The 18,660-nt window shown below is 70.6% G+C and carries 19 protein-coding genes; 11 read left to right on the top strand and 8 right to left on the bottom strand.

What is annotated here, in order from left to right; translation table 11 throughout:
- Nucleotides 1-28: 28 nt before the first annotated feature.
- From flgK to FVA80_RS17375, 4 genes are all read left to right on the top strand, one after another.
- Entirely contained in the window at nucleotides 29-1,960 is a 1,932-nt protein-coding gene (gene flgK, locus FVA80_RS17390; RefSeq protein ID WP_147906180.1) for a flagellar hook-associated protein FlgK, read from the top strand.
- A gap of 2 nt (nucleotides 1,961-1,962) precedes the next feature.
- On the top strand, nucleotides 1,963-3,567 hold the full coding sequence (locus FVA80_RS17385; RefSeq protein WP_147906179.1) for a flagellin: 1,605 nt from the start codon (nucleotides 1,963-1,965) through the stop codon (nucleotides 3,565-3,567).
- Nucleotides 3,568-3,669: 102 nt separating this feature from the next.
- A complete protein-coding gene (locus tag FVA80_RS17380; protein WP_147906178.1) occupies nucleotides 3,670-3,930 on the top strand; it encodes a hypothetical protein in 261 nt (86 codons plus the stop codon).
- Nucleotide 3,931: 1 nt separating this feature from the next.
- Nucleotides 3,932-4,261, top strand: coding sequence for a hypothetical protein (locus tag FVA80_RS17375; RefSeq protein ID WP_147906177.1), 330 nt, complete (start codon nucleotides 3,932-3,934; stop codon nucleotides 4,259-4,261).
- A 7-nt stretch (nucleotides 4,262-4,268) separates the two neighbouring features.
- Here the strand turns inward: FVA80_RS17375 and FVA80_RS17370 are convergent, their stop codons facing one another.
- From FVA80_RS17370 to FVA80_RS17360, 3 genes are all read right to left on the bottom strand, one after another.
- Entirely contained in the window at nucleotides 4,269-4,742 is a 474-nt protein-coding gene (locus tag FVA80_RS17370; protein ID WP_147906176.1) for a hypothetical protein, read from the bottom strand.
- Nucleotides 4,729-5,088, bottom strand: a complete 360-nt coding sequence (locus FVA80_RS17365) for a rod-binding protein (protein ID WP_147906175.1) — start codon at nucleotides 5,086-5,088, stop codon at nucleotides 4,729-4,731. Before FVA80_RS17365 ends, FVA80_RS17370 begins: the two co-directional genes overlap by 14 nt.
- 76 nt (nucleotides 5,089-5,164) lie before the next feature.
- The gene (locus tag FVA80_RS17360) at nucleotides 5,165-6,304 is read right to left on the bottom strand and encodes a flagellar basal body P-ring protein FlgI (RefSeq protein WP_147906174.1); all 1,140 of its coding nucleotides are present in this window, start codon (nucleotides 6,302-6,304) and stop codon (nucleotides 5,165-5,167) included.
- Nucleotides 6,305-6,546: 242 nt separating this feature from the next.
- Between FVA80_RS17360 and FVA80_RS17355 the strand changes: the two genes are divergently transcribed.
- Entirely contained in the window at nucleotides 6,547-6,975 is a 429-nt protein-coding gene (locus tag FVA80_RS17355; RefSeq protein WP_147906173.1) for a flagellar assembly protein FliX, read from the top strand.
- A gap of 177 nt (nucleotides 6,976-7,152) precedes the next feature.
- Here FVA80_RS17355 and FVA80_RS17345 read toward each other — a convergent pair whose 3' ends face one another.
- Nucleotides 7,153-8,649: an ATP-binding protein gene (locus FVA80_RS17345; RefSeq protein ID WP_147857184.1), complete on the bottom strand. Its 1,497-nt coding sequence runs from the start codon at nucleotides 8,647-8,649 to the stop codon at nucleotides 7,153-7,155.
- Between the two features lie 165 nt (nucleotides 8,650-8,814).
- Here FVA80_RS17345 and FVA80_RS17340 point away from each other — a divergent pair, with 165 nt between their 5' ends.
- The 4 genes from FVA80_RS17340 to dksA all read left to right on the top strand — a co-directional run bounded on the left by FVA80_RS17340 (nucleotide 8,815) and on the right by dksA (nucleotide 13,248).
- A complete protein-coding gene (locus tag FVA80_RS17340; RefSeq protein ID WP_147906172.1) occupies nucleotides 8,815-10,062 on the top strand; it encodes an Hsp70 family protein in 1,248 nt (415 codons plus the stop codon).
- Nucleotides 10,063-10,163: 101 nt separating this feature from the next.
- A complete protein-coding gene (locus FVA80_RS17335; protein ID WP_147906171.1) occupies nucleotides 10,164-11,537 on the top strand; it encodes an MBOAT family O-acyltransferase in 1,374 nt (457 codons plus the stop codon).
- A gap of 2 nt (nucleotides 11,538-11,539) precedes the next feature.
- Entirely contained in the window at nucleotides 11,540-12,556 is a 1,017-nt protein-coding gene (locus tag FVA80_RS17330; RefSeq protein ID WP_147906170.1) for a hypothetical protein, read from the top strand.
- 272 nt (nucleotides 12,557-12,828) lie between these two features.
- Nucleotides 12,829-13,248 (top strand): RNA polymerase-binding protein DksA, encoded by a 420-nt coding sequence (gene dksA, locus FVA80_RS17325; RefSeq protein ID WP_050733124.1) that lies wholly within the window; start codon nucleotides 12,829-12,831, stop codon nucleotides 13,246-13,248.
- Between the two features lie 22 nt (nucleotides 13,249-13,270).
- On the opposite strand, the gene FVA80_RS17320 is transcribed toward dksA, so the two are convergent.
- The 3 genes from FVA80_RS17320 to FVA80_RS17310 are packed head-to-tail and all read right to left on the bottom strand — an operon-like array spanning nucleotide 13,271 to nucleotide 16,180.
- Nucleotides 13,271-14,989 carry a TadE/TadG family type IV pilus assembly protein gene (locus FVA80_RS17320; RefSeq protein WP_147906169.1) on the bottom strand — a complete coding sequence of 573 codons (1,719 nt, stop codon included), beginning with the start codon at nucleotides 14,987-14,989 and terminating at the stop codon, nucleotides 13,271-13,273.
- Nucleotides 14,973-15,620 carry a TadE/TadG family type IV pilus assembly protein gene (locus tag FVA80_RS17315; protein ID WP_147906168.1) on the bottom strand — a complete coding sequence of 216 codons (648 nt, stop codon included), beginning with the start codon at nucleotides 15,618-15,620 and terminating at the stop codon, nucleotides 14,973-14,975. The genes FVA80_RS17320 and FVA80_RS17315 overlap by 17 nt, the downstream gene beginning before the upstream one ends.
- Nucleotides 15,614-16,180 carry a TadE/TadG family type IV pilus assembly protein gene (locus FVA80_RS17310; protein WP_246691998.1) on the bottom strand — a complete coding sequence of 189 codons (567 nt, stop codon included), beginning with the start codon at nucleotides 16,178-16,180 and terminating at the stop codon, nucleotides 15,614-15,616. The genes FVA80_RS17315 and FVA80_RS17310 overlap by 7 nt, the downstream gene beginning before the upstream one ends.
- 523 nt (nucleotides 16,181-16,703) lie before the next feature.
- On the opposite strand from FVA80_RS17310, the gene FVA80_RS31335 reads away from it, so the two are divergent.
- Together FVA80_RS31335 and FVA80_RS17300 are read left to right on the top strand one after the other, a co-directional pair.
- Complete coding sequence (locus FVA80_RS31335; protein WP_246691997.1) at nucleotides 16,704-16,895, top strand: hypothetical protein; 192 nt, start codon at nucleotides 16,704-16,706, stop codon at nucleotides 16,893-16,895.
- Entirely contained in the window at nucleotides 16,892-17,362 is a 471-nt protein-coding gene (locus tag FVA80_RS17300; RefSeq protein WP_147910625.1) for a hypothetical protein, read from the top strand. The genes FVA80_RS31335 and FVA80_RS17300 overlap by 4 nt, the downstream gene beginning before the upstream one ends.
- 3 nt (nucleotides 17,363-17,365) lie before the next feature.
- Here the strand turns inward: FVA80_RS17300 and FVA80_RS17295 are convergent, their stop codons facing one another.
- On the bottom strand, nucleotides 17,366-18,637 hold the full coding sequence (locus FVA80_RS17295) for an FAD-binding oxidoreductase (RefSeq protein WP_147957850.1): 1,272 nt from the start codon (nucleotides 18,635-18,637) through the stop codon (nucleotides 17,366-17,368).
- Nucleotides 18,638-18,660 lie beyond the last annotated feature (23 nt).

Genomic DNA, 18,660 nt, shown 5'->3' with positions numbered 1-18,660 from the left:
GCGCGATCCCAACCGCGGAGGCCGTGAGATGTCGCTGAACGCGCTTTCCACCGCGACCGCCGGACTTGCGGCCACGCAGGCGGCGATCAACGTCGTCTCGCAGAACGTCGCGAATGCCGGCACGGCCGGATACGTCAAGCGGACGCTCTCGACGGTCGCGACCGGAACCAACAATTCCGGCGTCGCGGTCGGGGCGATCACCCGCAGTTTCGATGCCGCGGCGCTCAAGCAGCTGCGGCTCGAGACCTCGGGGGCCGCCTATACCAGCACGAAGGCCGGCATCGCGTCTCAGCTCGACGCGCTCTACGGCGCGCCGGGCAGCGGGGCGGCGCTGGACGGCACGCTGAACACGTTCACCGAATCGCTGCAGGAGCTGTCGGCCAACCCGACCTCGGCGGCGGCACGCACCACCGTGGTCAGCAACGCGTCGGCCCTGGCGAGCCAGATCAACGGCGCCGCCGCCTCGGTGCAGAACCTGCGTTCGGGCGTCGAGGCCCAGCTCGGCACCGACACGCAATCGGCCAGCACAATCCTGTCCAGCGTCGCCCGGCTCAACGCCAAGATCCAGAACACCACCGACGCCTCGTCCCTGGCCGACCTCCGGGACCAGCGCGACCAGGTGATCAACACGCTCTCGGGCTACATGGACGTCCAGACCGTCGCGCAGCGCGACGGCACGGTGTCGGTGCTGACCCAGTCGGGCGTGACCCTGGTCGACCGCGGCACCGCCGCGACGCTGACTTTCGACGGACACGGGTCGCTGAATCCCACTTCGAGCTACTCGACGGACCCGGCAAAGCGCACGGTCGGCACGATCACGGCCACCCTGCCGGGCGGCGGCAAGATCGACCTCGGCGCACCCGGCGCCATCCGGTCCGGGAGCCTTGCCGCGGGGATCGAGCTGCGCGACCAAGTCCTGCCGCAGGCCCAGCGCCAGCTGGACGACCTCGCCGGGGGGCTCGCCACGGCGCTGACCAACACCGGCGTCGGCGGCACTCTCAACACCACGACCGTCGGCGGCACTACGGTCAGTGACACCACGATCACGCTGCCGACGATGCAACCCGGCAACGCGGTGACCTTTCAGGTGACCGACGGCACCAACACGGTGCGGAACGTGACGCTCGTGGCGTCGGCGACCCAGAGCGGCACGATCGTTCCGGCGGCACAGACGACGGATGCCAGCGGCCTGACCTTGACGTTCGACGCCAGCGGCGGCCCAGCCACCTACGTCGCGCAGATCCAAACGGCGCTCAGCACGTTCAACGCCAGTCCTGACGCTGCCAACTACAAGCTTCCGACCCTCGGCGTCACCAACGGCTCCGCGACGGCGTCCGCCGCGACCCTGACGCTCACGGCGGGCGGCAAGGTGGTCGGCGCGGCGACCGCCAGCGTCACCCAGCCGACGTCGCCGAACGATTTGACCACGGGTTATCCGCAGCTCGCCCTGTTCACCGACGTGTCCGCGGCGCCGCCCCCGACCCCGCGGCTGTTCACCGGCTCGTTCGACAGCGGCGCGCAGCTCACCGGCTTCGCGCAGCGGATCTCGATCAACCCGGCGCTGTCCGGCAACACCGCGGCGCTGACCGCATCGAGCGCCACCGATCCGAGCGCGTCGGGCGGCCGGGCGCAGGCGATCTTCACGGCCCTGACCTCGGCGCAGCAGACCTTCTCGTCGTCGAGCGGCATCGGCGGGGTCTCCGCGCCGTACCGGGCAAGCGTCGTCGGCTTCGCGCAGGACGTGATCGCCTCGCAGGGGGCCGCGTCCGCGAATGCCGCCGCGATGGACAACACCCAGCAGACCGCGCTGTCCACCGCGCAGGGCCGGTTCTCCGCCGGGGCCGGTGTCAACATCGACCAGGAGATGTCGAACCTGATCGCCCTGCAGACCGCCTACGGCGCCAACGCCCGGGTGCTGACCGCCGCCCGCGACATGCTCAACCAGCTGCTGCAGATCTGACCATGACCACGATCTCTCCCTTCGCGGCCGGGTCCTACGTCGCCAACCGGAACACCTCGCAGCTCCTGACGCTGAAGAACCAGCTCAACGCCCTGTCGAACCAGCTCTCCAGCGGCAAGGTCTCGCAGACCTATGGCGGGCTCGGCACCGGGCGCTCCACGGCGCTCGCCGCCCAGGCGACCCTGAGCGCGCTCGACGGCTACGGCGCCGGCATCACCGCCGCCCAGACCCGGACCAAGCTCGCGGTCACGAGCCTGACCCAGGTCGCGAAACTGGGCACCGATGCCCGTACGGCCCTGAACAACGGCCTGCAGAGCATCGCGGCCAACACCACAGCGGGCCGCTCGATCGCGCAGGCCAACCTGCAGACGGCCCTCGACACGCTGAACCAGTCGGCGGCGGGCAGCTACCTGTTCGGCGGCCGCGACGCCACGACCCAGCCGGTGTTCGACGCCGACACGATCCTCAATGGCACCACCGACGCGCAGGGCAACGCGCTCGCCGGCCTCACGTCGCTGGTCAACGAGCGGGTCGCGGCGGAACTGGGCTCCGGCGGCAACGGCCGGCTGACGCAGACGGCGCCGAGCGCCACCTCCGTCCAGGTCACCGACGAGGCGAACGCCGCGACCCGGGGCAAGTTCGGGTTCACCCTGTCCGGCACCCCGACGACCACCGGGACGGCGCTCACCGCCTCGGTCACGGGCGCCGGCCCGGCCTCGCTCAACGTCGGCCTGTCGGCGCAGCCGTCGGTCGGCGACACGGTCAGCTTCGCGCTGAAGATGCCGGACGGCACCTCGACGACCGTGACGCTCACCGCGGCCGCCAGCGCGGATTCGACCTCCACCGGCAGCTTCGCGATCGGTGCCACCGCCGCCGACACGATGACGAACCTGTCCGCGACGCTGACCAACGCGCTCAAGGGGGCGGCCAGCAGCACGCTGGCGGTGAACGCCACCGCGGCCGTGACGACCGACTTCTTCACCGGCTCGGCGAAGGGCGGCCCGAACGGCACCGGCATCATGCCCCAGCAGCGCATCGTCTACGACGCGGCCAAGAACCCGACCGGATTCACAACCGCCAAGGCGACCGACACGGTGCTCTGGTACCAGGGCGAGAACACGTACACGACGCCGGCGGACCCGACCCAGGCCGTGCCGACCTCGCCGCTCGACACGCAATCGGTGCAGGTCAGCGCCACCGGCAAGGTCGGCACGGGCGCCCGCGCCAACGACAAGACGATCCAGAACGTCCTGGCCGGCCTGGCGACCATGGCGTTCGCGCTTCCGACAGCGAGCGACGCCAACACCAGCGCCACCTACAAGGCGGTGGTCGGCAAGGCCGGGACGCTCCTGTCCGCATCCGACCAGACCAACCCCAGCGTCCAGGACACCGTCACGCAGCTCAGCGTCGCCGCGACCCGGCTCTCGAACGCCGGCACGACCAACACCGCCACCCGGACCACGGTCCAGAACACCCTGGATGGGATCGAGCAGGCCCCAACCGAGGAGGTCGTCGCCAAGCTGCTCGACGTCCAGAACCGGCTCCAGGCCAGCTACCAGGTCACGGCCTCGCTCTCGAAGCTCTCGCTGGTCAACTACATCAGCTGACGCCGGTATTCGGCCCCGCGACCATAGTCTTGCCGCTTTCCCGCAGTGAAGCGCGCAGGACGGTCGCGTGTCGTGCGATCGCCTGCTCGAGGAGAGGTCCGCATGGCGCTGTCCGAACCCGTCCACGCGGTCCGTCGCCTCGGCTCCGCGGCGCAGATCGGCGCCATCGTGATGGCCGAACAGGCGATCGACAGCTATCTCGACGATTACGGCCGCCCCGGCGACCGTGCCACCGCCCTCGACATCCTGCTGCGCGACCTCGCCCGGCTGCGGTTCGTCGAGCCTGATCTGGACGCTTTCATCGGCGAGGTCGAGCGTTACATCGATCTGCTGTACCGGGACCTGGCGCGTCAGGCCGCCTGACATGGTGCGCCCGCTCACCGCTCTGGTCCTGAGCGCCGCACTCGTCGGGCACGGCACGCCCGCCGACGCCCGCGATCGCGAGAAGGCGCCGACCGCCGCGGCCACGATGCCGTGCCCTACGAAGGGGCCGGGTTTCGTGCGGCTGCCCGGCAGTGCGAGTTGCATCCGCGTGTCCGGCCGGGTGATCGCGGGTACCGACCTCCGGGCCGGCCCTGGCATCGGCGCGGCGGCCGCGCCCGTGGTCGCCGGCCACCTGGCGATCGACAACCGCGCCGACACCGACCTCGGCGAGGTGCGGACCTACGTGCGGATCGGCAACGGCCGGCGCTGAGGCGGCCCTACAGGTTCCGCGACAGCACCAGCGGTCCGCTGCGCACGCCGCGGCCGTACGGGGAGGGCGCCGGGGCCTGCCGTCCGTAACCCGAGGGCAGCTGCGCCCGTCCGATCTCCTCCGCCAGCGACTTGATCAGCCCCTCCGACACGGATCGCGCGCTGTCGAGCACCGATTGGTTCGCCTCGACGGCCGCGGTGAACCGGCGATGGGCGGCCCGCAGGGTCTCGACACCCTCCGGGTTGAATCTCTTCAGCGCCACGGCATTGGCCTTGGCGACTTCGAGGCCCTGCATGTAGGCCGCGGCGAGCGCCGTCTTGGGCTCGGCCGCCACTAGGCCCTCGCGGAGGCGCCCGGCCCGGACATGCGCGGCCTCCTCGGCTAGCACCGCCTCCAATGCGGCCATGTTGGCCAGCACGCCCCCGACCAGCGCCTCGGCGGTGATCCGGTCGGCGACGCGCAGCGGTTCAGCCCTTTGCATTGCCGGCTCCATCGGTGGTCGCGCCCTGCATCTTCATGATCTCACGAAACACGGAATCGGCGATGCCGATGCCGCCGCTCTTCACGATCTGTCCCGCGTATTCCTTGGTCAGCATCGATCGGTAGACGCCGCCGCCGGTCCCGTTCTCGCCGAGCGGGCCCTCGGTCCCATCCGACTGCATCATCCGGTCGAGGCTGTTCTCCAGGAACATCGACTCGAACTCGGTGGCGGTCTTGTGCGCCTTGGCGGTGTTGCCGGTCTTCAGGATGCCGTCGGACACGCTGGTGGCGATGGATTTCCCGACGCCGGCGGCAGCGTTGGCCGCGATGTTGGCGAGTGGCAGCATGATTTGGCCCTCCAGTCCGTCCTAGGGCATCGTCCCGAAAGCTGGCCCTCACCGTTCGGGACGATGCACGCGACAATCACATCAGTTCGATATCGGCCTGCAGCGCCCCGGCGGTCTTGATCGCCTGGAGGATCGAGATCAGGTCGCGGGGGCCGACCCCGAGGGCGTTCAGGCCATCGACCAGCTCGCGCAGGCTCACGCCCTCCTTGACCAGCGCCAGCTTGTTGCCGTCGCCGGTGTCGACCTTCAGGCTCGTGCGCGGCACCACGGCGGTGCGCCCGTTGGAGAGGGGCGCCGGCTGACTCACCTGCGGCTGCTCGCTGATGGTGACCGTGAGGTTGCCCTGCGCGATCGCCACCGTGGAGACCCGCACGTCGCGGCCCATCACGATGATGCCGGAGCGCTCGTCGACCACCACCCGGGCGGTCTGGTCGGGCTCGACCTTGAGCTGCTCCACCTCGGTGATCAGGCGGATCATGTTGCCGTTGTACTTGGCCGGGATCTGGATCGTCACCGTGGCCGGGTCGGTCGGCTCGGCCGTGTCGGCGCCCATGAAGTCGTTGATCGCCGCGGCAATCCGCTTCGAGGTGGTGAAATCGGGGTTGCGCAGGGACAGCCGCAGGGCGCGGGCATCGTTCAGCTTGAACGCGATCTCGCGCTCGATGTTGGCGCCGTTGGAGATGCGGCCGTTGGTCGGCACGCCCCGGGTGATCTTGGCGGCGTCGCCCTCGGCCGAGAAGCCCGCGATCGCCACCGAGCCCTGCGCGAGGGCGTAGACCTCGCCGTCGGCGCCGAGCAGCGGCGTCACCAGCAGGGTGCCGCCCTGAAGGGATTTCGCGTCGCCGAGCGACGAGACCGTCACGTCGATGCGGGTGCCCTGGGCGGCGAAGGGTGGCAGGCTCGCCGTCACCATCACGGCGGCGAGGTTCTGGGTGCGCATCGTGGCGCCCCGCGTGTTGACCCCGAGCCGCTCCAGCATCGCCTGCAGCGACTGCTTGGTGAACGGGATGTTGTTGAGGGTGTCGCCGGTGCCGTTGAGGCCGACCACGATGCCGTAGCCGACGAGCTGGTTCTGCCGCACGCCCTCGATGGAGGCCAGGTCCTTCACCCGCGACAGGGCGAGCGCCGGGCCTGAGGCCGCTGCCGTCAGCATCACCCCGACGACGAGCGCCGCGAGGGCCGATCCGAGGAGCTTGATAGGGTGGCTCGGGCGCATGCCGGGTTTTTCACGGGTGAACGGACCTGCCCCCCTCCTGCCAGCCCCGTGCCAGCCGGGCCTTTCCGTTAAGCCATTGAGAAAAGATATCATTATCCAACCGGCGTGCGGCCGCCGATTGTGGTCGACCGGCACCGAACCTGCCGACCCGGCAGGTTCTGCCGGCCTGTTTACCGGTGCTTAACCGTGCCAGCCGAGAGTCCAGGCAGCGCAGGAGCGCCCGGAGCGACACGAACACGATCATGCGCGTCGACACTCGCCAGCCGATCCAGAATGCCGGCGGCGTCGCGTCCAAGGCCCGGGTCGAGGGCGGGCGCGGCTTCAGCCTCGATGCGGCGCCGGCCTCCACGTCCGGCGCCAATGCGCCGGCCGCCGCGGCGACCCTGGCGGGGCTCGATGCCGTCCTGCTGCTTCAAGGCGAAACCGAGACGCCGCAGGAGCGCCGCCGGCGCACGGCCAAGCGCGGCCACGACCTGCTCGACGGCCTCGACCGCCTCAAGGCCGCGATGCTCGGTGGCCGCGTCTCCCCGCAGGACCTGCGCGCCATCGCCGGCCGCCTGGCCGAGCGCTCGGCCTCGTCGGGGGATCCGCGCCTCGACGGGCTCATGGCCGAGATCGAGCTGCGCGCCGCGGTGGAACTCGCCAAGCTCGAAGGCCGGCGCAGCGCCTGACCGCCACTTTCACCGCTGCTCCCATCAACCACCTCATCCTGAGGTGCTGCGGAGCAGCCTCGAAGGAGCCCTCCAGGGATCGCGCGGCTGGCTGGAGGGCTCCTTCGAGGCCTCCGCTTCGCTCCGGCACCTCAGGATGAGGGGGGAGTTTTGGAGACCCCGTAGGGCTCGCCGCCGCTACCCCGCCCGCCGCTTCGGCCCGGTCGGCAGCATCTGGGGCTCGCCCGGGCCGGTCTCGACGGCGAGATCGGGGACCGCGATGATCGGCGCGCCGCGCAGATCCTTGCGGGTGACGATCGCGCCGCGCTCCTCGAGGTAGGCCAGCATCCGCCGGGCACGGCCGCCCGAGCTGGTGCCGTAGGCGTCGGCCAGCATCGCGTCGGTGGGGCAGGGCGCGCCCTCGATCGCCGCGCGGGCGACCACCAGGAACAGGCCGGCCAGGTCATCCGGCAATCCGGCCGCAATCGCTTGGGCCCGCTCCCAGGTGGAGTTGTCGGCGACCGCGCCGCCCGCCTCGGCCCGGGCCACGGCGAGCCGGCGCTTGAACTCCGGCAGTCCCATCGTGTCGCCGCGCAGGCGCCGGATGCGGCAGCGGACGGTGAAGTCCTGATAGAGCGTCGCGGGGGTGCAGGCGGCGGCATCCGCATCGGCCAGCACCGAGGCCAGGACCTCGGCGAGCGCGGCCTCCCGCGCCTCCGGGTCCATCGGCTCCTCTTCGGGCTCCTCCGGCGGGGCCGGCGGGCGGTAGCTCGCGAGCTGGACCAGGACGTCCGGGGCCGCCACCGGGCGCGGCTTCGGGCGCGGCATCGGCGGCGCCAGGCTGTCGGCTGGGCTCGCCGTGAGGATCAGCGCCCGCGCATCCTCGGTCGGGTCGGGGAGGGGGACGAGCACCGGCGAGGACGACCGGCTCACCGTCAGGGTCGGACCCACCGCGATGGTGAGCGGCCGTCGCGACAGGGCCGGCCCCAACGCCACGAAATGTCCGCGCGGCAGGTCGCGGAACGTCTCGGCTTGGCGGCGCTCCAGCCCGAGCAGGTCGGCGGCGCGAGCCATGTCGATGTCCAGGAAGGTCCGGCCCATCAGGAAGTTGGAGGCCTCGGCCGCCACGTTCTTGGCGAGCTTGGCGAGGCGCTGCGTGGCGATCACGCCCGCGAGCCCGCGCTTGCGGCCGCGGCACATCAGGTTGGTCATGGCGCCGAGCGAAAGGCGCCGGGCCTCGTCCGAGACCTCGCCGGCCGCGGCCGGGGCGAAGAGCTGCGCCTCGTCCACCGCCACCAGCATCGGGTACCAATGGTCCCGGTCGGCGTCGAACAGGCCGCCCAGGAACGCCGCGGCGGCGCGCATCTGGCCCTCGGCGTCGAGGTTCTCGAGCGACAACACCACCGACACCCGGTGCGTGCGCACCCGGGCGGCGATGCGCTGGAGCGCGACGTCGTCGCCATCGGCTTCCACCACGACGTGGCCGTAGCGATCGGCGAGGCTGGCGAAGTCGCCCTCCGGGTCGATCACCGCCTGCTGCACGAGGCCCGCGCTCTGCTCCAGCAGGCGCCGGAGCAGGTGCGACTTGCCGGAGCCCGAGTTGCCCTGGACCAGGAGCCGCGTGGCCAGCAGTTCGGTGAGGTCGAGGAGCGCCGGGCGCTCGCCGGTCAGGCCGAGATCGATATCGGAACGCATGGCGCTCCATAGCATGCCGGAACCGGATCCGGGTGCCCCCCGGACGCGCTGTCCACGCTTCCCGCAGTGCTGCCGCGCGGCTGCAATGCCGCGGCGGCGCTGGACCCGGACGCCGCCGCCCTGTAGGGCCCGCCCTCCCTCGAAAAAAACCGGATCCCTCACGCGATGGCGGCCTGCGGCCTCGATTTCGGCACGTCGAACACCACCCTGGGGCATCTCGCGGCGGCGGGACCGGCCCTGCTGCCGCTCGAGGGCGCGCACCGGACCATCCCCAGCGCGATCTTCTTCGAACCGGGCGAGGCGCCGCTGATCGGCCGGGCCGCCACCGCGGCCTACGTCGACGGCCATGCCGGCCGGCTGATGCGCGGGCTGAAATCCGTCCTCGGCACGCCGCTGATGGACGAGGCGACCCCGGTCGGCCGCGAGCGCCTGCGCCTGCGCGACGTGATCGCCCGCTACCTTTCGGCCGTGAAGGCGCGTGCCGAGGCGGCCTGCGGGCAAAACCTCGACACCGTGGTCCACGGTCGGCCGGTGCATTTCGTCGATGGCGACCCGGAAGCCGACCGGCGGGCCGAGGACACGCTGCGCGACATCGCCCGGGACGTCGGCTTCCGCGAGGTCTCGTTCCAGTACGAGCCGATCGCCGCGGCGCTCGACTACGAGCGGCAGGTCCGCTCGGAGGAGATCGCGCTGATCGCCGATATCGGCGGCGGCACGTCGGACTTTTCCATCGTGCGGCTGTCGCCGGAGCGGCGGGGCCGCCCGGACCGGGCCGGCGACATCCTGGCCAATGACGGCGTGCGCATCGGCGGCACCGATTTCGACCGGCAGCTCAGCCTCGGCACCGTGATGCCCCTGATGGGGCTCGGCAGCCCGATGCGGCGCGGCGACCTCGCGGTGCCGAACGCCTATTTCCACGACCTTGCCACCTGGTCGGCGATCAACCGCCTCTACAATGCGAAGACCCTGCGCGAGATCGACGAGGTGATCCGCGATTGCGCGAAGCCGGACCTCGTCGCCCGACTGCGCGCGGCCGTCGAGGGCGAGCGCGGCCACGCCCTGGCGGGCGCCGTCGAGGGGGCGAAGATCGTCGCCTCCGAGGCCGGGACGACCGATCTCGACCTCGGCCTGGTCGAGCACGGTCTTACGGCTGTGGTGAGCCGCGACACCCTCTCGACGCAGACCGGCGACCTCGCCCGGGCGGTCGCCGCCCGGATCGCCCGCTGCCTCGCCCAGGCCGAGCTCGGGCCGGAGCGGATCGACGCGCTGTTCCTCACCGGCGGCTCCACGGGGCTGCCGCACCTGCGCACCGCGCTCACCGCCGCGCTGCCCGCGGCCCGGGTGGTAGAGGGCGACACGTTCGGCTCAGTTGGCCTCGGCCTGACCATCGAGGCGGGGCGGCGGGCGGGGTGAGCGTCGGCGATTGACGGGCCCGCCGCGATCCCCGACAAGGCGGGCGCCTCGCGCCCGGAGTGACCGGCGGCCCATCCATCCCCTCCGCGCCGCCCCGCCCGATGCTGTTCAACTCCTTCGTCTTCCTCCTCGCCTTCCTGCCGGCCGCGCTGATCCTGCACGCGCTGGTGGAGCGTGCGGCGCCGGCCTGGCGGCTGCCGCTGCTCGTGCTCCTGTCGTTCGTGTTCTACGGGTGGTGGGATGTCCGGTTCGTGCCGCTGCTCGCCGGCTCGATCCTGGCGAACTGGTGCGTGGCGTGGGTCTATCGGCGCCGGCCCGGGCCCTGGCTGGTCCCGGCCGCCATCGCGGCCAACCTGGCGGTGCTCGGGGTGTTCAAGTACCTCGACTTCTTCGCCGACCTCGCCAACCTGATCCCGGGTCTGGAGGCGCCACGGCTCGGGCTGGCCCTGCCGCTCGGCATCTCGTTCTTCACCTTCCACCACATCATGTATCTCGCCGACCTGCGGGCCGGCCGGGCGCCGGCCTTCGGGCTGACCAGATACGCCCTCTACATCGCGTTCTTTCCGCAGGTTCTCGCCGGCCCGCTCGTGCGCTGGAGCGAGATCATGCACCAGTTCGACGAGCGGCCCTACGCGCGGCCAGACGCCGCCGAGCGCTTCGCGCGCGGGCTGATGCTGCTCACGGTCGGGCTCGCCAAGAAGGTGTTCCTGGGTGATCCCCTCGCGGCTTACGTGAACCCCGTGTTCCAGGCGGCGGCTGCCGGCAAGGTCGTCACCGTCGCGGAGGCGTGGCAGGCGACGCTGGGCTTCACCTTCCAGATCTATTTCGACTTCTCCGGCTACACCGACATGGCGCTCGGCATCGCGCTGCTGTTCGGGCTGGTCCTGCCGCAGAATTTCGATGCGCCCTATCGCGCCACCTCGCTGCGCGACTTCTGGCGCCGCTGGCACATGACCCTGTCGCGGTTCCTGCGCGACTACCTCTACATCCCCCTGGGCGGAAACCGGCGCGGCCTGCCGCGCCAGGTCGGGGCGCTGGCCGCCACCATGACGCTGGGCGGCCTCTGGCACGGGGCGGGACTGACCTTCCTGGCCTGGGGCGCCTTGCATGGCCTCGGCCTCGGCGCCGGGGTCCTGGCCCGCCGGACGCGCCTGAGCGTGCCGGCGCCGCTGGGTTGGCTGCTGACCAGCCTGTTCGTGATGCTGACCTGGGTGCTGTTCCGGGCGACGAGCTTCGAGGCGGCGCTCGCGATCTTCAAGGGCCTGTTCGGCCTCGCGCCCCACGGCTCGGGCTTCAAGTGGCGCACCATCGCGGTGGCGGCCCTGGTCGCCACGGTGGGCCCGACCGCCTGGGCGGCGGTGCATCGCCTGCCGCCCAGGCGCATCCTGGCCTTCGGCTTCGCGCTCCTGTTCGTCGTCGTCCTCCTGAAGATCGGGGACGATGCGAACTACGAGTTCATCTACTTCCAGTTCTGAGGATGGCGCTCGCTCACCCCCCACAGGATCGGGCCTGGCGCGCTTTCGTCCGCACCGTGCTGCTGGCGATGGCCGGGCTGTTTGCGGCCTATCTCGGGCTGGCGGTGCTGGTTGATCCCTACGATACCGGCCGCTCGACGCTGCTGTCCCGCGGCGCCGTCCGTCCGCAGGGGCCGCGCACCGCCTCGGCTGTGCGTGGCCGCGACCCGGCCTATGCGGGCGCGGTGATCGGCAATTCCCACATCCAATTGATCGAGCCGGCATCGCTGACCCGGCTCACCGGTATCCCGTTCGTGCAGCTGTCGGTGCCGGCCACTGGGCCGTCCGAGCAGTTCGCGCTGCTGGGCTGGTATCTGAAGCACCACGCCAGGCCCGAGGCGATCGTGCTGTCGGCCGATGCGTTCTGGTGCTCCGACGACCCGTCATTCCCGAGCGAGCACGGCTTCCCGTACTGGCTGGTCGGCGACTGGCAGACGTATCTCAAGGGCCTGCTGCGCTTCACCGCCGCCCAGGAGACGATCAACCGCCTCGGCTGGCTCCTGAACCCGCGCCACAAGCAGGCCGCGTCCGACGGCTGGTGGGATTACGAGTCGAACTACCTGAGCCAGGGGTTCGGCCGTGATCCGGCCAAGAAGGCGGCGCTGGAGCGGCCGGTCGGCCCCGAGACGGAGCCGCATCATGGCGGTCCGTTCCCGGTGGCCGACCGGTTGCGGGCCGAACTCGCGCGGATCCCGCCCAGGACCGCCGTGGTGGTGGTGTTTCCGCCGGTCTACGCCCGCGCCGAGCCGCCGGCCGGGAGCCCCCGGGCTGTCGCCGAGGCGGCGTGCCGCGCCGAAGTCCGATCGGCGCTTGCCGTTCATCCGCTGAATACGGTCATCGATGGACGTGCCGGGCGCCCGGACGCCGGCGATCCGGATCTGTTTTTCGATCAAACTCACTATCGGCTGCCGCTCGCCCGAGCGTTGACGGACGAGATCGCCGCCGCAATCGTTCACCTGCGGACGTTTTCGGCGGACTAAGCCCGGCCGTCCCGTCCCGGATACCGGAACAGGGTGATGCGCTCGGCCCTTGATTTTCCATCACCTTTTTTGAAATGCCGGCGACCAGCTTTGAACTGGACGCTCTAGACCGTGGCTTGTTTGCCGCAGGGGGCCACGCATTCGAGACAACATCCAAGCCCTGCGACGCTGCGCGTTGTCGCGATTAAGCACCTCGACTATACGGCACCTCACGTTATCGCCGCACACCGGCCATCCCCTGGTGGGCGGTTACGATCCAGCGAGGGTGACGCATGGCGAAGGTGACGCTGGAGGACGGCTACGTCCCGTCCGACGACGAGCCCTTCATGAACGACCGGCAGCGCGAGTACTTCCGGCGCAAGCTCCTGAGCTGGAAGAGCGACATCCTGCGTGAGGCGCAGGATACGCTCGTCGCGCTGCAGAGCGAGAACGAGAACCACCCCGATCTCGCCGACCGCGCCTCCTCGGAGACCGACCGTGCGATCGAGCTGCGGGCGCGCGACCGCCAGCGCAAGCTCACCGGCAAGATCGACGCGGCGCTCGCCCGCCTCGAGGATGGGTCCTACGGCTTCTGCGAGGAGACCGGCGAGCCGATCTCGCTCCGCCGCCTCGATGCCCGGCCGATCGCGACCCTGTCGCTCGAAGCCCAGGAGCGGCACGAGCGCCGCGAGAAGGTCTATCGGGACGATTGAGCGGGCGGTTCGGATCCCGAACTTACTGCGTCAGCCGCAGCGCGCCGATGCTCGCCCGGATCTGCTGGAACGCCTTGATCAGGTCGTCCGACGTGTTGGCCAGGTAGAACTGGCCCGGATTCGTGGCGCAATTTTTCAGGAGCGTCTGTCCCGCGGCGTCGATCGGATCGGAGGGGATGCTGAAGCCGATCGTATAGATCGAGATGTTGACCGCCTTCGCGTTCTTGCAGGCTTCCGCGGTGAGGGCGTCCAGCGCGTTGCGGGCGCCGGCGGCGTCCGAGACGTTCTGGTTGGTGGCGGGCAACCGGCTGTTCGGGTTGGTGCCATTGGCGTTCTGGAAATAGCCGACGGCGAAGTAGAGCGACCCGTTGGGCGCGCTCGAATTGGTCGTCCAGCTGTTCTCGCCGTCGGTCATCAGGATGATGATCTTGTTGATCGTCGTCGCGTTCGAGCTGTTGGAACTCGACGCGTAGGCGGCGGGCGGGTTCGTGTCCGCGAAGACGCTCTTCGGGGAAAGCGTCCGCCAGCCCCACATGAAGCCCTCGTGGATGTTGGTCGCACCCAGCGGCGCCATCTGGCCGATCAGCGTCTTGAGCGCGCTGGTGTTGCTCGTGAGCCGTAGGAGCGGCTGGGTCGTGCACCCGAAGTTCGGCCCACTGGGGATGCCCGTCTTGGTATTCAGCGACGTCGGCGCAGCATTCTGAGGTTTGACGTATTTGCACGCCTGGCCTTCGGCAGTGTTGAAAGACGTTCCACTCGCGAGCGGCGGGCAGCTGCCGTTGTCGTCATCGATGTAGCTGTTAAAGCTGTAATAGGTCGTGTACCTGTTTACTGAATATGCAGCGAAGGTCGTGCTGGAATCGCCCGGCTCATCGGGGGCGAACAGCGGCACGAAGTAGGAATCCTTGTTACCGATGGTCGGCGCGCCGTCCTGGACGTTGAGCGGGTAGGGCAGGGTTTCCAGGCAGCCGCCCCAACCCCAGCCGGAATAGACGCCCTGAAGCTTGGCGAAGATATCGAACCGGCTCTTGAAGTTCGATCCGGCAGGCTGGAGAACGTTGGTCCAGTGGTAGCTGGACTGCCCGGTCTGGTCGATCCAGGATGCGTACCGGAAGGCGGTCGGATCGACCGCCACGGCCCCGGCGAACGGCACGATCGAGATCCGCGTCGCGCTGGAGAAGGCCGCGTTGGTGTAGACGTAGTTGACGAAGTCGGTGGCTGCGCTCTGCACCGCCTGCAGCTTGGACTGGCCGCCGCTCGACGCGGACATCGAGCCGGTGTTGTCGAGGACCAGCGCGATCTCGAAGGTCTTGGGCAGCGGCGTCGCGCATTGGGCGGTGGCGCTTGGGTTGATGCGGTTCGTCCCAGTGACCTTGCCGAAGAACACCGTCGAGAGCTTGTGGGCGGTCAGGGTGATCTGGCGCGGGTTGCTGGTGATCGTGAGAGGATCGACCACGAGGTTGGCCACCCCCATGGCGCCGGTCATCGCCGCCTGGGCCTTGAGGTTGAGGTCGGCGTTCGTCGTGGTGAGCGGCGTCTGGCACAGGAGCAGCGCCGTGGCGTCGGTCGCGGCCTGCAGCTTGGTCTCGAGCCGGGTCGCGAAGCCGTAATCGATCGCCGCGCCGGTGAACATCAGCATCGGCACGCTGAGGAAAGCGAACAGGATCGCGACGTTGCCGCCGCGGCCTCGCGCGAAGCCGAACCACCCTGGCCGGCTGGCGCGATCAGAGTAACGGGGCATCGCATGCCTTCTGGGTGGTGCCCGGTAGGATGACCTCGGTGTAGGTGTTCGAGCCGTAGGTCGTGCCGCCGCGGGTCGGCCACGGGACCGACGCCGAGAGGGTGATCGCGTTGCCGACGCCCTTGACCAGCTTGACGAGGGCCGAGCCGATCATCGGCGTGTAGCTGATGCTGACCTCGGCCAGCACGTAGCGCATGCCGGTGGTCTGGTAGCCCGCGGGCACGAGCAGGTCGGTGGCGGTGCCGGTGGCCCGGGGCTTGGCGTTGGCGTTGGCGACGCTGGAGCAGACCTGCGGGACCAGGTTCAGTCGCTTGAGATCGACACCCATCGCGCTGACGACGATCTGGACGGTGCTGGTGTCGAACGGGCGCATCACCTTGGCGGCGGAGGCGACGATGTCGGTCATCAGCGGCGTGCCGATCGGGTTCTGCGTGTCGCCCTGGGCGGTGAGGTCGGCCACGGTGCGGGCGAGCAGGGTCAGCTTGCGCCACTCGTCGATGGCGTGGGCGATCTCGGTCATGCCGGCCCAGATCGACAGCAGCACCGGCAGGATCACGGCGAATTCCACCAGCGCGCTGGCGCGCCGGTCCCGCCGCAGCGCGGCCGCCTTGCGTGCGAGAGACCTCAGCACGGACTCGTCCCGGTGATCTGATAGGGCTCCGTGCGGAACACCGCCGTCGAGGTCAGCAGGCTGGACCCGGCCCCGGCGCCGGTGGTGAACTGTCGGGTGCCGAGACCCATCAGGTTGAACAGGGTCGGGAACTGCACCGCCGCGGTCACGATCACGATCGTGCCCGGCTTGGCGCAGGCGTAGTTCGTGCCGAAGCTGGTGTTCCACGTGCCCGTCGCGGCATTGATCGGCGTCGCCGCGCTGGCGCCGCCGAGCGTACTGGCGGTGGCGACGTCAAGCTTGACGTTCTGGCAGTTGAAGACCGTCGGGATGGTGCCGGCACCGGTGCCGCACATCGTCGTCTTCAGCGAGCCCAGCAGGGTGGCGGCGTCGGTCTGCCCGGCATTGGCGGCCTGGAATTGCCCGGTGAAGATCGTCCGGACCGCGTTCTGCAGGGCGCGGTCGAAGTTCTGGGTGGCCCAGATCTGGAAGGCGATCTGGAAGACGGCGCCGACCAGCGCCAGGAACGGCAGGGCCACCAACGCGAACTCCACCGCGGCCGCCCCGCCCGCATCCCGCAAAAAACGGTTCGGGAGGCAACCTGAGGTAGGTTTCGTTTCAGGGACTATTTGTACTGGCGGAAACATGGACTCAAACTGCCGCCTGAAGACCAGCGCTTGTCTTGATGTGTAACTAATCGTTTGCGAAAAGCTTAATGCGACCAAGCAGATCACAGCGGAAGCGGATATTCTACTGAAGGTTGCATTAAAAGGCGGGGGCGCGGCGTCTCAGGTGTCTGGCTGCCCAGGAGAGCGCCGCCATTGATTCCGGGCTGTCCGGCGCCACTTCGTCGGCGGCGCGCCCGCCCGGAGAACCGCATGACATTTCCCAGGACAGCCGCGCGCCTCGCCGGGCTGATCGCGGTCCTCGCGCTCGCCGGCTGCGGCGACGCCCGAAGCCAGGGCCGGCCGGTCCGCCGGGCCGAAGGGCGACCAGGGCCCGCCGGGTCCACAGGGCCCGCCGGGGCTGAACGGCGCCACGGGCGCGCGCGGCCCCGCAGGGGATCGTGGCACCGAGGGCGCCGCCGGGCCCGCCGGACCGCCGATGAACGCGCTGGTGCGCCTCGACGTCGCCTGCCACCGCGACGAGGCGCTGATCGGCGCCTATTGCCGGGGCATGGCGGTGGTGCCGTCCGTGACCGTCACCGACGGCATCGCCACGGTCGGCTGCCTCGACATGACCGCCAAGGCCGCCAAGGATGCCGAGCCGGTCGCCGTCTGCATGAGGAAGCCGTGAGACGTCTCGCCCTCGCAGTGCTGGTCGCATCGGCCGCCTCCGGCGTCGATGCGCAGCCGTTCCTGCCCACGGAACGGGCCGCGATCGACCTCGTGCGCTCGCGGCAGACGGACAGCCTGGCGACGGTGGACCGGATCCTGGCCTATGCCGAGCGAGCCACCGGGGGCGCCTTCACGCGCGGCGGCTACCGGGTCGTGCGCCGCCCCGGCGAGCCCTTCGCCCGGGTGCAGATCTGCTACCGGCTCGGGACCGATCCGCCGACCTGCGGCCTCGACTACCTCGTCACCGTCAACCCGCCCCATGTCGAGCCGGCTGAGCGCTTCGACGGCTTGGCCCGGGACCTGGAACACGGCCCGCGGGCGTTCCTGCGCGCGCTCGCCCGGGAGGCCGATCTCCAGCGGCAGCCGGCGGCCCTGCGGCAGATCCGGGCGGCCCTGGAGCCATACGATCCCTACGACTGGCGCTGAGCGTCACAGCAGGCGCGGCCAGCCCAGCAGGCGCTGGGGCGCGAAGGGCGCGACCGGGACCGCGGGGGTCCGGCCGGTGGCGAGGTCGGACACGATCTCGCCGGTGATCGGCCCAGTGGACAGGCCGATATGGCCGTGGCCGAACGCGAACAGCAGGCCCTTGTGGCGTGGCGCCAAGCCGATCACCGGCATACCGTCCGGGGTGGACGGGCGCGAGCCGAGCCAGGGCTCGTTGTCGAGGGGGCCGCCGAGACGCAGGGTCTCCCCCGCCTCGCGGGAGGCCGCCTCGATCTGGGTGTGGTCCGGGGCGGCGTCGCGGGCGTTGAGTTCGACCCCCGACAGCACTCGCACCCGGTGATCGCCCATCGGCGACAGGATCGAGCCCGCACCCGTGTCGAGCACGGGGCGGGTCAGGGGCGGGCTGTCCGGGTGCAGGGCGTAGTGACGATGGTAGCCGCGCTCGGCCGCGACGGCGAAGCGGTAGCCCAGGCTTCTCGCGATCGACCCGGAGGCGGCGCCCGCCGCCAGCACCACCTGCTTGGACCGTACCGCGCCGGTCTCGTGGACGACGCGCCAGCCCTCGGCCTCCGGCGACAGGCTTTCGACGCTGCCGCGCAGCCGCCTTCCGCCCAGGCCGGCGAACAGCGCCTCGCAGGCCTCGATCAGGCGGCCGGGCTCGCGCACAGACCCGGTCTCCGTCAGCAGCATGGCCCGCGCGTAGGGGCGCACCAGAGCAGGCTCCAGATCGCGGATCCCCGCCGTGTCGAGGAGGTCGAACGCCACCCCGTGCCCGGACAGGATCTCCCGCTCCAGGGCGGCGGCCTTGAAGGCGGCTTCGGTGCGGTAGGCCTTGAGCCAGCCGGTCCGCTGCAGCCGCTCGCTGGTGCCGGCCCTTGCGGCCAGCCGTTCATGGGCCAGGTAGGCCGCGCTCGTGAGCGGCAGCAGGGCGGCGGCGGCCCGGCGCCAGCGCGAGGCCCGCGCGCTCGCCAGGAAGTGCGCCGTGTAGGGGAGGATCCGCGGCAGGTGCGCGTAGCGCAGGCGCAGGCCCCGGTCGGCGTTGCGCAGGTAGGCCGGGAGCTTGCCCCACAGGGCCGGGCTCGACATCGGCAGGATCGAGCCGCGGCTGACCACGCCGGCATTGCCGTAGGAGGTCCGGGCCCGGGCCTCGCCGGGGTCGCACAGAACCACGTCGAGGCCGCGATCCTTGAGCGCGATGGCGCAGGCGAGCCCGACCATCCCGCCGCCGACCACCACGATATCGGCCGTCTCGTCCATCCCGCTCATCCTGCTCAGCGCCA

This window comes from Methylobacterium sp. WL1, from assembly GCF_008000895.1.
In the GTDB taxonomy this organism is placed as follows: domain Bacteria; phylum Pseudomonadota; class Alphaproteobacteria; order Rhizobiales; family Beijerinckiaceae; genus Methylobacterium.
The sequence above is the reverse complement of the archived record's forward strand: the minus strand, read 5'-3'. Positions and strand labels throughout refer to the sequence as shown.

Excerpts from the sequence above, each read along its gene's own strand:
- flgK (WP_147906180.1), top strand. The coding sequence starts at position 29 with ATGTCGCTGAACGCGCTTTCCACCGCGACCGCCGGACTTGCGGCCACG.
- FVA80_RS17375 (WP_147906177.1), top strand. The coding sequence starts at position 3,932 with ATGGTGCGCCCGCTCACCGCTCTGGTCCTGAGCGCCGCACTCGTCGGG.
- FVA80_RS17340 (WP_147906172.1), top strand. The coding sequence starts at position 8,815 with ATGGCGGCCTGCGGCCTCGATTTCGGCACGTCGAACACCACCCTGGGG.
- FVA80_RS17320 (WP_147906169.1), bottom strand. The coding sequence starts at position 14,989 with ATGCCCCGTTACTCTGATCGCGCCAGCCGGCCAGGGTGGTTCGGCTTC.
- FVA80_RS17380 (WP_147906178.1), top strand. The coding sequence starts at position 3,670 with ATGGCGCTGTCCGAACCCGTCCACGCGGTCCGTCGCCTCGGCTCCGCG.
- FVA80_RS17360 (WP_147906174.1), bottom strand. The coding sequence starts at position 6,304 with ATGCGCCCGAGCCACCCTATCAAGCTCCTCGGATCGGCCCTCGCGGCG.
- FVA80_RS17385 (WP_147906179.1), top strand. The coding sequence starts at position 1,963 with ATGACCACGATCTCTCCCTTCGCGGCCGGGTCCTACGTCGCCAACCGG.
- FVA80_RS31335 (WP_246691997.1), top strand. The coding sequence starts at position 16,704 with ATGAACGCGCTGGTGCGCCTCGACGTCGCCTGCCACCGCGACGAGGCG.
- FVA80_RS17345 (WP_147857184.1), bottom strand. The coding sequence starts at position 8,649 with ATGCGTTCCGATATCGATCTCGGCCTGACCGGCGAGCGCCCGGCGCTC.
- FVA80_RS17295 (WP_147957850.1), bottom strand. The coding sequence starts at position 18,637 with ATGGACGAGACGGCCGATATCGTGGTGGTCGGCGGCGGGATGGTCGGG.
- FVA80_RS17335 (WP_147906171.1), top strand. The coding sequence starts at position 10,164 with ATGCTGTTCAACTCCTTCGTCTTCCTCCTCGCCTTCCTGCCGGCCGCG.
- FVA80_RS17370 (WP_147906176.1), bottom strand. The coding sequence starts at position 4,742 with ATGCAAAGGGCTGAACCGCTGCGCGTCGCCGACCGGATCACCGCCGAG.
- FVA80_RS17355 (WP_147906173.1), top strand. The coding sequence starts at position 6,547 with ATGCGCGTCGACACTCGCCAGCCGATCCAGAATGCCGGCGGCGTCGCG.
- FVA80_RS17365 (WP_147906175.1), bottom strand. The coding sequence starts at position 5,088 with ATGCTGCCACTCGCCAACATCGCGGCCAACGCTGCCGCCGGCGTCGGG.
- dksA (WP_050733124.1), top strand. The coding sequence starts at position 12,829 with ATGGCGAAGGTGACGCTGGAGGACGGCTACGTCCCGTCCGACGACGAG.
- FVA80_RS17330 (WP_147906170.1), top strand. The coding sequence starts at position 11,540 with ATGGCGCTCGCTCACCCCCCACAGGATCGGGCCTGGCGCGCTTTCGTC.